Genomic DNA, 12,510 nt, shown 5'->3' on the forward strand with positions numbered 1-12,510 from the left:
CCTGGCTGTGGACCTACACGGCCGTCGGCACGGTCCTGGTCTCCGCGTGGCTGGCAGGTTTCCAGCTTCTCGGCCCGCTCGTGGCCGCGGAGCAGTACGCCGGTGCCCGCGACTGGGGCCTGATCCAGGCGGCCTTCACCTGCGGTCTGCTGGTGGGAACCCTCGTCTGCCTGCGCTGGAAGCCGTACCGACTGCTCACGGTCGCGGTCGTCGCGGCCGGTGCTCTCGCGCTCCCCTTGGCGGCCATGGCCTGCACGGTGCCACTGTCTCTCGTCCTGCCGGCCACCACACTCGCAGGGATCGGGCTCGATGTCGCAATCGTCGCCTGGACTACCGCGTTCCAACAACGTGTTCCGCAGACGGAACAGGGCCGCATGAGCGCCCTCAACGGCGTGGGGGAGCGCCTCGCCATTCCCGTGGGCTACCTCATCACCGCTCTCGCGGCCCACTCCTGGAGCAGCCAGGCAGTGCTGTTGACCTGTGCAGGAATGATCGCGGCTGCGACCGTCCTGAACCTCTGCGTGCCGGATGTCTACCGCATCAACCGCCTGACACCGGACAACCAACGGACAGCCGCACACGGTCCTCGCACAGTAGAGCAGGCGTAGCGGCCGCGACGGCGCCGGGTGTCGTCCGAGACGCGAACTGTCCGACGCGGTCCGCGGTTCTCGGCCGTTTGCCAATCAAGCCGGAAAGTGCCTGATCAGTAATATCCGCGACGATGTGATCGGGCCGGGTCCGTGGTCTTCCCGGAGCCGGGAGCATGCCGGTGGCGGCCGCCCCCGCCGCCATGGGCCTCGGCCCCGGGCTCGCGGTCCTACCGCCGAGCTTGCTCCTCGCGCCGCTCCCACCCGTTCACGGCGGCCCTGCGTGCGGATACTGCCGGCTGACCTGCCGGTGATCGATCACGAGTCGGCGTTCGAGGCCGAGCGCGACCCGGACAGATCAACCTCGCCTGAGGTCCCCCTGGTTACCGGGCCCGTGTCGCCGGTAGGGGCTTCCCCGGCAATGCGCCCGGGAAGCCCCTACCCGAGGGGTGGTGATGTCAGCTGACCCGGAGGGTCAGGTTCCTGGGCCAGTGGGCCTGGTTCAGGCGGGCGAACAGATTCTTGATGTCGGCGGGGGTGAGCTTGATGCAGCCGTTGGACTTGTAGCTGCCCCAGCGGCTCTCGCCGTCTTTTGTCATGTTGCTGTGGATGAACAGGTCCCCGCGCGTGATCCCCCTCTTGCCCCGCTTCGTGTGACACGGCATGTCCTCGAGGCGGATGGCATAGCCCTTGATCTTGGTGTTGCGGTTGGTCTGATGCCCGAGGACCTTGTAAGTGCCGCTGGGCAGCCAGCCGACGTTGCGGGCGCACTCGTCCGTGCTGCCCATGCCGGACCCGGCACGGTAGCTCTTGACGAGTCGGCCGTCGCGGTAGAGAGCGAGCTTCGAGTTGCCCGGGGCATTCCGGTTCTTGGTGAACTTCAGCATGTACCCGCGCGGCGGGGGCGTGGTGCCGGTACCGTCGTTCGCCAGCGCGTTCCAGGTGTCGGGTCCCACGACACCGTCGGCGTTGAGGTGGTGCTGGCGCTGGAAGGCCTTGACCGCGGCGGTGGTGCGGGAGCCGAACACGCCGTCTGCCTTCGCCGCGTGCCCCCGAGCGGTGAGCAGGTGCTGGGCCGCCCTCACCGCCGGGCCACGGCTGCCGGAGCGCAGCGTGGGCCAGTGTCGGGCGTGCGAGGCACCGGCGGCCTTCTTCCCCGTGTGGGCGGCGTTCAGCGGCTGGGCCACGTGGCCCGGGTGGGTGGTGCCGACGTCGTGGGCGGCGGCAGTGCCGGCCGGTGTGGTCAGGCCCAGTACGGAGAGCATCCCGACGGAGGCGGCTGTGGCGGCGGTGATCCGCAAGGTCGTGCGGTACTTCGCGTTCATGAGGGTTCGTCCTTTCGTGTCATGTCTCCGGGCAGGCCCGTGACGCGCCAGGGCATGGCGCGGCCAGGGACTACCGGGGAGGGGGTCTGCCGGGACGTTTTCTCCGGCTGACGACAACCTTGGACCATGTTCGGAGCCGGTTCTACGCTGAGCGCGGTACCGGTCATACGCGCATATACACGGTTGCGCGTATGGGCTTTGACCTGGTGTTTGAATGTGAACAGAGGGAGCGTGCGGGTGGACACCCAGCCTCGAGACGACGCCGACAGCGGCCAGGAGCCGCCGACTGCCGCAGCAATCGAGTTGGGGCAGACGCTCAAGCGCTGGCGCGAGGAGAGCAACCGGAGCCAGAACGCGGTCGCCAAGAAGTTGGGGACCAGACAACCGACGGTTTCGCGATGGGAATCGGGTGCCACGCTTCCCGCTGTCGAGGCGATTCAGGTGCTGTGGCGCATTCGCACGCAGGCCGCCGAAGCGCCACGGAGCGAGACGGAACTCGACCGGGCCCTGGGGTTGCACCAGCGCGCGGAGACGGAGCGCGGTCGCTTCCCCAAGCGGTCCGTGCCACCGGCATCCCCGGCGACGACGGCCCGAGCACCTTTACCGGCACCGGCCGAGACCCCGACGAAGAGGACCATGGTGACGATCCTCACCGCATCAGGTGTGGTCGTCGCCCTGGTCGTCGCGCTCCTGGTCTGGCAGCACTCCAGCGGCTCTGCCCAAGCCGGTGGAGAGGACCACCGGTCGACACCAGCGGCAGCAGCCCGCCATGCGCCGCCCTCCACTTGCAGCGGCGTCTCCTGTACGTCCGTGGAGCCGACCACCACGGTGTGCGCGCAGGACGCCACGACGGCATACACCGGCCGCGGCTACGGCGTCCTCGTCGAACTGCGTTACAGCGCTCGCTGCCACGCTGCCTGGGCCAGGATGAGCGGCACCTCCCCCGGAGACCGGATCATGCTCACGGTCCAGCACGACGAAGAGAACTCACAGGAGTACCGCCAGCAGACCGGGAAAACCGCCCACACCCCCATGGCCCACGTGGACTCCCTCACCGGTGTCCAGGCCTGTGCCATCGTCGAGGGCCGGGGCACCGTCTGCGCCACCACCCAGGCCACCTCCGCCACCACACGACCGTGACCAGCCGCGCTGAAGTGCGACGGTCACTCGGAGCGTGCACATGAACCGGACCCGGCGGGCAGTGACCAGTGCACGACGGCCGCGGACCGGGCCGCCCGGCAGGCGACCGACGCCTTGGCTCGGGCGTAGCGCGGCGACGGATGCGTTCGCTGACACCGGCGAACCCGTCACGCGGTGATCCGGACCGGAGCCGCCACGGGTGAAGGCGTTGGCCTCTTCCTCGCTGGCATCGGCGGTCTGGAGCGGGAGGCAGCTGCGTGCGCGGTACTTGCCGTAGTCGGTGAAGGCGGCTGTCGGCGTGACGGTGAAGCCGATGGCGGCGATTGTGACGCTCTGCCAGGTGAACTGGTCGCGGCTGTCCAGCGGGCGACGGTGGTCGTGGACGCTGCCCCGACCGTGATGAGGTGCTGCTCGATCACCCCGGCCACATCTTCGCGGCAGAGGCTACGCCGCTCTGGAACTTCGGTGGGGCTTTCGCCGCCGCGGCCGTACTGCGCGTCCAGGTGGAAGGGGCAGCTGCCGCTCGCGCACCTCGTCCCCGGTTCGGCTATGCGGCGAGGGCCTCGTCGGCCTGGGCGATGCCGCTGCGGTCGGCCCGGTACTGCTCCAGCATCGCGTCGGCGGTGCGCAGGGCGTCCTTGACGGTGTGGGTGCCGGTCATGGCGCGAAGCGTCTCGGAGGACTCCTGCAGCATCCGGCCGGTCTCGGGAGTGGGGAGCGCGTCATGGTCGATGCGTGCGGCGGCGAAGCGTGCCAGGACTGCACGCAGGTTCTTCTCGGCCGGCAGCAACATGGCAGTTTCCTCCACAGATAAGACGGCACGACGCGCCGATGACATCGGCAGTCAGGTCTGCTCCCAACTGCCCCGTCGGGTGGGGTCTACACCTTTCGGCCGGGGGTGCCCGGACCAGCGGGAGCAATACGACTGGGGGTCGTCGGGCCGGCGGGTGCGGGCGGCGTCGCGACTCGAGCGCGACGGAGGGCAAGCCCACACATGGCGAACGGCTCCGTTCCCAGATGGGGGAGGAGCCGTTCAACGCGTTGTGGAGTACGGAGCGGTCAGGCGCGTCGCCGGTTGCCCGTAATGACGCGGTAGAGGATCAGCAGGATGACCGAGCCGACGATGGCCGCGATCCAGGTGGAGAGGTCGAAGAAACCATCGATGGAGTCGACACCGAAGATGACCTTGCCGAGGAAGCCGCCCAGCAGACCGCCCGCTATACCGATCAGGATCGTGATGATGACCCCGCCCGGGTCCTTCCCCGGCATGATCGCCTTGGCGATGAACCCGGCGATCAGGCCAATGAGAATCCACGCGATGATGCCCACGACATGTCTCCTAGCTGCTCAGATAAAGGTTTCGTCAACGCCACGTATGCACGGCGAAGCGGCTGTCAAACCTCGCGGGCGGCCAGAATTTCCACCGTCTGGGCGATGCACGGGTCAATAGCGGACAGCCGAACCGCGAAGTCGGTCGCGAGCTGGACGCGTGGCCGAGTGAGCGGCGCGCGGCAGGAGGTCTCTGACGTGGCCTGTCGCTGACAGAAAGTGCGTCAACTCGCTGAAAGCTCATAGGAGCAGGCGCGCTTGGCAAGCCTGGCTCCCACACGCATCCAGGCGCTCGAACTGGCCGACGCCGCAGTGCGAGGCACCTTGCAGCGTCCTGATGGCGAAGCTCGGCTCGCGGGCTGCTCGGACGAGATCGCAGGTCGCCCGACTGCAGGAACTCCCCAGCGCCGCCGCCGACTTCGCCGGACGGGCCACGACCCGGAGCAGTGAACTCGTCGCGTGACCAGCTCCTCGACTGTGCCGACCGCCGACCGCCGACCCCCTGGAGCCACTGCTCGGCGGTCCAGCGGCCTCGCGCCGGGCCGGCTCACAGGCGGCTGTACGTCCCGATGTCCTCGGTGAACTCCTCCAGCGCGCGGGCGGTGAGCGTCGGCCGGGTGTCGGCGATGGCCGTCATGAAGTCGTCGGTGCCGGCCGGCCTGCCGCCGCGCTCGGTGATCTCGCGCTCGAACGCCGCCTGCGCCCCCTTGCGCGTGGCGAACTCGATGTCGGCCGGGGTGAACAGTTCACTCGCCGCGACCAGGCGGCCGATGTCCACTGCGTCGCCGGCCGCCCTGAGGTAGCGGGCCCAGATCGCCGCACGGGCCGTAGGGTCCGGCGGGCCGATGGGGATGACGTAGTCGAACCGGCCGTGTCTGAGGAACGCCGCGTCGAGGGAGCGCACCGAGTTCGTGGCGCACACCAGCATCCGGGCGTCGTGCTCACGGAAACCAGGGATGATTTTGAGGAGCTCGTTGGTCACTCCGTGCCCGGGATCGACCGCCTTGCCGGAGCGCGCACCTGCGATCTCCTCCACCTCGTCGATGAACAACAGCACCGAGTCCAGCTCGGCCAGCTCCGTGAACGCCTCCCGCAGCGCCGACGCCAGGCCCTCGCCGGTGTCAGTGGCGAGCCGGGACGGGAACAGTTCCACGAACGGCCAGCCGAGCCGGGAGGCCACGGCCTTGGCGAAGCTGGTCTTCCCGGTGCCGGGCGGGCCGAAGAGGATGATCGCCTTGGGCGGGGCCACACCGTAGCGGTCGGCCAGCGCCGGCTCGGTCAGCGGCAGCACGACACGGCGCTCGACGATCTGCTTCTCCCGCTCCATGCCGGCCATGGCGTCCCAGAGGCCGCCGGGCAGCATGCGCCCGCCGAGCGCCGCCAGTACGTCGGCGTTGTCGGCGCCGGGCGGTTCGAGCTTCTCGTAGTAGGTCAGGCCCTCGCGGAGCCGGTAGCCGGAGTTCTCCAGGGCCTGGGTGCCGGCGGCGCCCGCGGGCAGCAGCGCGCTGACGTGCCTCACCCCCAGGGCACGCAGCCGGCGCTCCAGCTCGGCCAGGAGCGCGCTGCCGATCCCGCGCTCACGCCAGCGGGAGGCCAGCGCCACCAGGACGACCCACGCCCGTCTGCCGTCCGCCTGGGCCACGGCCATGCCCACCAGCTCGTCGCCCACCAGGGCGACCACCGCCGGCTGACCGGCCTTGGCCGCGGCCATCACCTCCGAGACCGGGAACACCGACTCCGCCTCGGCCTGACGGCTCTGGTCCCAGATCTGGATGGCCTGGTCGAGATCGTCGTCGTGATAGTCGCGCAGATGCCAGGGGGCATCGCCACCACCTCACCTGAGCCGGGAGTCCCATTCTCCTCCGGAGCCCCGCGGGAGTGCTCGGCGGAGGCGCGGGCCGGCGCGGCGGTGGCCGCCACCCCCGGTCGGCAGCGGTCGCGGTAACCATCCCGATCCCCCGCATGAAGACCTGAAAGATTCTCCGCGACTGCCGTCTCAGCGGCGACGGAGTGCACCAGGCGATGCTCGGCATCGCCCGCATGCACAACCTCGCCCTCGCCGGATAGACGAACGGCCCGCACCGCGGCACCACGCCCGAGCAGACTCGGAGATCATTTACGGGACAACCCTTAAAAAGGGGGGTTCCGTAGAGTACCCGTCCTCCCGCAGGGGGACGGATGCGGTCTTCGCCCTGGCGGCACGCTGCTCGGCGACCATGGGGTGGACGGTGACCGCCTCGGCCGCTCGCCCTTGCTTGACGAGGATCTCGAACAGATCCTCACGTGCTGCGACGGTACCCAGATCCCGCAGTTCCGCCTCGGCTTGCGCGAGGTGACCGGCGGTATTGAGGAGGTCGGCCCTGACGAGCCGGGGGTCGCTGAACGGGGCCGGGTGGGTCTCGACCACGGCGAGCGCTTCCTCGGCGCGACCGAGGCCGGCGAGAGCGAAGGCCCGCCACCAGTGCTGGAACTCCTCGTGGCCGTGGTGGGGAACGGTGAGGGGGTGATCCAGGAGGTAGAGCAGCTCCTCGGGACGGTCGAGGAGCGTCTGGACGAGTCGGGCCAGGAGATTGGAGCAGTCGTACCAGCTGAAGCCGGGTTCGGCCACGGCGATCGCATCGTCCAACCGGCCGTCCTGCAGCAGAATCGCGGAGAGCCAGGCCCGATACCCGACCCAGCCGTCAGCGGCGATGGCCTCCCGCATCACCGTCTCGGCCTCGTCGGCCCGGCCGCAGTCGCGGAGGGCACCGGCGAAGATGCCCAGGACGGTGTGGGCGTGCTCTCCGGTGGCCATCTCGCGCAGATCGTCGAGCCGACCGTGACGTGACAGCAGTTCGGCGTAGGCGGTCAGGGTCTTCTGGGTGCCATAACGTTTCTCGGCTATGTCCGCACCGAGGACGCGTATCGCCTCGTCGGCGCGGTTCATCCGTTCCAGCGTCCGAGCCTGTAGTGCCAGGACTTCCTCGTCGTTGGAAGCCCAACGGCTCTCCTCAAGAGCCTGCCGCGCGGTCTCGGTGTGCGGGGCGATCAACTCCAGCACCCGCTCGTCGCGGCCCTGCCCCTCGGTGATCTCCACCAGCACCGACCGGATCCACCGCCCCCCAAGATGCGGCACAAGCAGATCGACGGCCTCGTCAACACACCCCGCTCTGACGAGCAACTCGGCGAAGTCCCGGCACACGTACTCCGAGGTGCGCCCCTCCTCGTCCGGACGGACCAGATCCAGGGCCTCGTCCGTCCGGCCCGCCCGCAACAGAACGTCCGCCTTCGCCCAGAGGGCCGGCCGCCACCCGAGAGCCGCAAACGGCTCGACCACCCCGATGGCCCGGTCGAAGTCGCCCGTCCGGCACAGCTCCTGCGCCGCGCGCTCGGCGCAGAACCACTCCCCGCGCTCTTCCGCTGCTCGGATCACCAGGTCCAGGTGACCGTGCTCCAGCAGGAGGTCCACTTTTCGGGGATGCAGGCCACCGTAATTACGGGTCTGCCAAGAAAGATCACCGGTGTTCACGGCCGGAAGCGTAGAGGCAGTCACTGACAGTCGGCCGGCGGCCTGGATGGGCTGCCGGCACGGCAGCGGCCTTCGTGTCCCGCCCTCAGGCTGATGCATGGCCTTTGACGACAGAACCTAGTCCACCACAAGCACCAGCTTGCCCGTCGTCCGGCCGGTTTCGCCCAGCTCGTGTGCCCTGGCGGCCTCGGCCAGCGGGAAGGTCTCCGCGATTGTCGCCTTCAGCTGCCCCGCCTCCGCCATGCGGGCGATCTCCCGCATCCCGTACCGGTCGGAGTCCACCAGCATCCGCACCGCCCGCACCCCGCGCCGCTCGGCCTCGTCGAAGAACTCCTGGTCGCCGAAGGGCACGATCGACACCACGATCCCGCCCGGTCGCAGCACCTCCAGCGAGCGCACGGACGTCTCGCCGCCCAGGGTGTCGAGGACGACGTCGACGTCCCGCACCGCCTGCGTGAAGTCCGTGGACCGGTAGTCGACCGGCTCGTCCACACCGATCTCCCGCAGGAAGTCGTGCTTGCCCGCGCTCGCCGTGCCGATCACGTACGCGCCGAGCGCCTTGGCGATCTGCACCGCCACGTGCCCGACCCCGCCCGCCGCGGCGTGGATCAGCACCCGCTGCCCGGACCGCAGGCCGGCATGCTCGGTCAGCGCCTGCCACGCCGTCAGCGACACCAGCGGCAGCGCGCCCGCCTGGACATGGTCGATCGAGGCGGGCTTGTGCGTCAGGGCGCGGACCGGGGAGATGACGTACTCGGCGTGCGAGCCGTGGCCGAAGGGGTAGGGGAGCATGCCGAAGACCTCATCGCCCGGCCGGAACGCGGCCACGCCGATGCCGGTCTCGGCGACCTCACCGGAGACGTCCCAGCCGAGTACGAACGGGGGGTCGCCGAGGAATCCGCCGGTCGCCCGGTGCTTCCAGTCGGTCGGGTTGACCCCGGCGGCCCGCACCCGGACCAGCACCTCGTTCGGACGCGGCGTGGGCCGCTCCAACGTCACTTCCTTCAGGACCTCGGGTCCGCCGAGGACGTCCTGGCTGATGGCGCGCATCGTGTTCATGTCGTTCATGGTCACCCAGCCTGCCGTGGTCGGCCTGTCCGGGAACGAGGCGGCAGGTACCCATCGCCTCGGCGGCCCGACCTCACGCAGTCCGACCCGAGACGTCGGATTCGAGGGGGAGTGGGGAAAGCGGCGGGAGTCAGTCCTTGTAGACCTCGGCACGGTCCACGCTGATGAACGAGCCGATGGACGCGGTGCGGTGCTCCCCGGTGACCCGGACACGCAGCGTGTGCGGACCGTCGGCCAGGCGCGGGCTCAGGTACTGGAGCGTCTCGCCGGTGCGGATCGCGCCGTAGAAGTCGACGCGCTGCTCGGGTCCGCCGTCGACGCTGATCGCCGCGATCCCGTTTCCGGTGTCCTGGACCGACAGGAGCGCGATCCGGGTGCCGGTGAAGGTGAACGTCGCCGAGTTGCCGGCCCGGTCGCTCCAGTGGTCGTCGCTCCAGAAGCACTGGGCGGCGCAACCAGTGCCCGACTTCCAGGTGCCGGAGTACGTCACGCCGCCGACGCCGCTGGTGCGGCCGTCGTCGTTGATCCAGTAGTTGCCTGAGCCGGGATCGCCGGACGGCAGGTTCTGGGTCGCGCCCAGGGCGAGGGGAGTGCCGAGGTCCGGGCTGCCGTCGGCGTTCCAGGAGATCTTCTGCGCGCGGGTCGTGCGGTTGGTGTACGTGTTCGTCGACGTGGTCTTGGCGTGGTAGACCAGCCAGTCCTCGGTCCCGTCGGGGGACGTGAAGAAGGCGTGGTGGCCCGGGCCGAACACGCCGCGTGCGTCGGCGCGGGAGAACACCGGACCCGGGTGCCGCTTCCAGTTGCCCGGGACGAGGGGGTCGGCGTTGTCCGGAAGGGACATCATCCAGACCTGGTAGTCCGGCTTCCCGGTGTCGCAGGTCGAGTACGTCATCCACGTACGCCCGTTGCGGTTCAGGAACTCCGGCCCCTCGCGCACCTCTGGGCAGCCCCCGGCGGCGTCGATCGCGACCGCGTCGCCCGACACGGTGTACGGGTTCGACATCGGCGCGATGTTCAGTCCGTTGTGCTGGTACGGGTTGATGCCGCTGTACGCGAGGTACAGCTTGCCGTCGTGCTGGAGGATGCCCGGGTCGATCGCGAAGTCGCCCGTGTGGTTGGGCGGGGTGAGCTTCGCCTTGAAGTGGTACGGGCCAGTCGGATCGTCGCCGGCAGACTCCAGCACGAAGAGCCGGTGGTGGTCGTCCGTGCCGTCGTCGGCCGTGTAGTACAGGTACCAGTGGTTGTCGAAGCGGTAGAACTCCGGTGCCCAGATGTGCTGGTTGCGGGAGCTTTCGGTGTCCGTCCACACCGTCTTCGGGTCGGCGTCGAGCAGGGTGGCCAGGGACGGTGAGCTCCACATCCTGATGCTGTCGCCCTGGGTGGTGGTCAGGTGGTAGGCCCCGTTCGCGTATGTCACGAACGGATCGGGGCCGGTGTTCAGCGGGTTGCGGAAGGTGCCGCTCGCGGCCGCGGAACTCACCGGCCGTTCGGCGGGCTCCTGGTGGGCGGCGGCCTGCGGGCCACAGGTCAGCCCCGCGAGGAGGGCGAGGAGTGCGGGGACGAGGGCGGTACGGGACCGTGCGTGCACGAGCGGCTCCTTGCAACGATGTAAGTCCCGGAGGTCCGGGGGGTCAGGAGAGGGCGTAGTGCGGTATCAACGAGGCTTCCCGAGACGGGAGTTCGTCCTGGTGTACGGGCCTACTGCCCGCCCAGGCCGGTTGTGGCCACGGACTTGACGATGTGCCGCTGGAAGAAGACGAACGCGGCGACCAGGGGCAGCGCGGCGAGCACCGCCGAGGCCATCGACTGCGCGTACTGAATCCCGTACGCGTCCTTCACCGTCGTGATGCCGACGGGCAGGGTCATCAGAGACGGATCGGACGTCGACACGAACGGCCACAGGAAGTTGTTCCACGCCCCGATGAACACGAAGATCGCGACGGCGGCGAGCATCGGCCGGGAAAGGGGGAGCAGCACCGACCAGAAGATCCGCCAGTGTCCGGCGCCGTCGATCCGGGCCGCCTCCTCCAGCTCGACGGGGAGCGAGTCGAAGTGCTTCTTCAGGATGAACACCATCACGGGTGCCACGGTCTGCGGCAGGATCACCGCCGCGTACGTGTCGAGGAGATGCAGCGTCAGCATCTGTTGGAACCACGGCACGATGAGGATCTGCGGCGGCACGAGCACCGCCGCGATCGTCAGCGTGAACAGCCACCTGCGGCCGGCGAACAGGGTGCGTGAGAAGGCGTAGCCGGCCATCGCGGAGACCAGCACGGTGATCGCGGTGACGGCGACGGAGACCAGGAAGCTGTTGAGCATCCACAGCGGCAGATCGCCACGCTCCCACACCCTGCTGAACGCCTGGAGCGTGAAGCCGTGTTCCGGCCGGATCCAGTGCACCGGATCACTCGCGTCCGCCTCCGACTTGAAGGCCGTGAGCAGCGCCCAGGCTGTCGGCAGCAGCCAGATCAGGGCGGCGACCGCGAGGACCGCCAGGGCGAGGACGCGCGTGGTGCGTCCTGCCCCGAGCGTCAGGTTCGTGGTCGTCCGGCCGGGAGCGCCACCCGGGCGGCGTGGCGGGCGTACGGGCACGATGCGCTGTCCCGCGCGACGGACGGGGGCGTCGGTGCTGGTCGTCATGTCACTTCTCCCGGCGGCGGAGGACGGCGAACTGTACGGCGGAGGCGAGCAGCACGAGGGCGAAGAATATGTAGCTGATCGCCGACGCGTAGCCAAGCCGGTAGCCGGTGAAGCCGACGTCGTAGATGTACTCGACGACCGGCCGCGTCGAGTTGTTCGGGCCGCCCTTGGTCAGCAGGTACACCTGGTCGAAGACCTTCAGAGAGGCCAGGAGCTGCAGCACGGTGATGACGGTCGTGATGCGGCCGAGCTGCGGCAGCGTGATCGAGAACAGGCGCCGCCAGGCACCGGCGCCGTCGATGGCCGCGGCTTCGTACAGGTGATCGGGAATCGACTGCAGGGCGGCCAGGTAGAGCAGGAAGTTGAAGCCGACCGTCCACCACAGCGTCGTCAGCGCGATCGCCCACAGGGCCACCGACTCGTCGCTCAGCCAGGCGACCTTGCCGAGGCCGACGGCGTCCAGGAGGTGGTTGTAGACGCCGAGATCGGGCTGGTAGAGCCACAGCCACAGCAGGCCGACTACGCCGACCGGTAGGAGGTACGGCGCGAAGAAGGCCAGGCGCCACACCCACTGGCCCGGCAGCCCGGTGTGCACGAGGAGCGCCATGCCGAGCGCCACGACGACCAGCGGCACGGTGGAGACGAGCGTGAACATGACGGTATGCCACAGGGCCCGCCACATTTCCGCGTCCCCGAACGCCTCACCGAAGTTGTCGAGGCCGATGAAGGACGGGGTGTGCGCGGACAGGGCCCGGTCCGTGAGCGCCATCCACAGGCCTTGCCCGAGCGGCCACAGCATGAAGACCGCGAACAGGACGAGGAAGGGAAGGGCGAAGAGCAGGCCCGGGGGCAGCAGCCGACGCGGCGACGGCGGTCCCGGCCGGGGCGAAACGCGTGGAGAGGACATCGTTGT

At 69.4% G+C, this 12,510-nt stretch carries 11 protein-coding genes and 1 pseudogene; 3 read left to right on the top strand and 9 right to left on the bottom strand.

Features of this window, described 5'->3' with window-relative positions; all coding sequences use genetic code 11:
* Window positions 1-608, top strand: a 608-nt coding sequence (locus CCN33_RS13175; RefSeq protein ID WP_140394530.1) for an MFS transporter, incomplete at its 5' end; no start/stop codon positions are given.
* A gap of 437 nt (window positions 609-1,045) precedes the next feature.
* Here CCN33_RS13175 and CCN33_RS13180 read toward each other — a convergent pair.
* Window positions 1,046-1,912, bottom strand: coding sequence for a L,D-transpeptidase family protein (locus tag CCN33_RS13180; RefSeq protein WP_086693819.1), 867 nt, complete (start codon window positions 1,910-1,912; stop codon window positions 1,046-1,048).
* Between the two features lie 237 nt (window positions 1,913-2,149).
* Here CCN33_RS13180 and CCN33_RS13185 point away from each other — a divergent pair, with 237 nt between their 5' ends.
* Window positions 2,150-3,052 (top strand): DUF2690 domain-containing protein, encoded by a 903-nt coding sequence (locus CCN33_RS13185; protein ID WP_167387845.1) that lies wholly within the window; start codon window positions 2,150-2,152, stop codon window positions 3,050-3,052.
* 547 nt (window positions 3,053-3,599) lie between these two features.
* On the opposite strand, the gene CCN33_RS13190 is transcribed toward CCN33_RS13185, so the two are convergent.
* From CCN33_RS13190 to CCN33_RS13200, 3 genes are all read right to left on the bottom strand, one after another.
* Window positions 3,600-3,845: a DUF5133 domain-containing protein gene (locus CCN33_RS13190; RefSeq protein WP_086693821.1), complete on the bottom strand. Its 246-nt coding sequence runs from the start codon at window positions 3,843-3,845 to the stop codon at window positions 3,600-3,602.
* A 266-nt stretch (window positions 3,846-4,111) separates the two neighbouring features.
* Window positions 4,112-4,381 (bottom strand): GlsB/YeaQ/YmgE family stress response membrane protein, encoded by a 270-nt coding sequence (locus CCN33_RS13195; protein WP_086693822.1) that lies wholly within the window; start codon window positions 4,379-4,381, stop codon window positions 4,112-4,114.
* Between the two features lie 547 nt (window positions 4,382-4,928).
* Window positions 4,929-6,113: an ATP-binding protein gene (locus CCN33_RS13200; protein WP_483027240.1), complete on the bottom strand. Its 1,185-nt coding sequence runs from the start codon at window positions 6,111-6,113 to the stop codon at window positions 4,929-4,931.
* Between the two features lie 242 nt (window positions 6,114-6,355).
* Here CCN33_RS13200 and CCN33_RS31090 point away from each other — a divergent pair.
* Window positions 6,356-6,448 (top strand): annotated as a pseudogene (locus CCN33_RS31090) (IS5/IS1182 family transposase); the annotation flags it as partial.
* A 49-nt stretch (window positions 6,449-6,497) separates the two neighbouring features.
* On the opposite strand, the gene CCN33_RS13210 reads toward CCN33_RS31090, so the two are convergent.
* The 5 genes from CCN33_RS13210 to CCN33_RS13230 form a co-directional block, all read right to left on the bottom strand.
* Window positions 6,498-7,988 (bottom strand): tetratricopeptide repeat protein, encoded by a 1,491-nt coding sequence (locus tag CCN33_RS13210; protein WP_244173783.1) that lies wholly within the window; start codon window positions 7,986-7,988, stop codon window positions 6,498-6,500.
* An 18-nt stretch (window positions 7,989-8,006) separates the two neighbouring features.
* Window positions 8,007-8,957: an NADP-dependent oxidoreductase gene (locus tag CCN33_RS13215; RefSeq protein ID WP_208621741.1), complete on the bottom strand. Its 951-nt coding sequence runs from the start codon at window positions 8,955-8,957 to the stop codon at window positions 8,007-8,009.
* A gap of 130 nt (window positions 8,958-9,087) precedes the next feature.
* Window positions 9,088-10,545 (bottom strand): family 43 glycosylhydrolase, encoded by a 1,458-nt coding sequence (locus CCN33_RS13220; RefSeq protein WP_086693826.1) that lies wholly within the window; start codon window positions 10,543-10,545, stop codon window positions 9,088-9,090.
* 110 nt (window positions 10,546-10,655) lie between these two features.
* Complete coding sequence (locus tag CCN33_RS13225) at window positions 10,656-11,597, bottom strand: carbohydrate ABC transporter permease (RefSeq protein ID WP_107483935.1); 942 nt, start codon at window positions 11,595-11,597, stop codon at window positions 10,656-10,658.
* 1 nt (window position 11,598) lies between these two features.
* Window positions 11,599-12,504, bottom strand: a complete 906-nt coding sequence (locus CCN33_RS13230) for a carbohydrate ABC transporter permease (RefSeq protein ID WP_086693827.1) — start codon at window positions 12,502-12,504, stop codon at window positions 11,599-11,601.
* Window positions 12,505-12,510: the final 6 nt, after the last annotated feature.

This window comes from Streptomyces recifensis (assembly GCF_002154615.1).
In the GTDB taxonomy this organism is placed as follows: Bacteria; Actinomycetota; Actinomycetes; order Streptomycetales; family Streptomycetaceae; genus Streptomyces; species Streptomyces griseoluteus.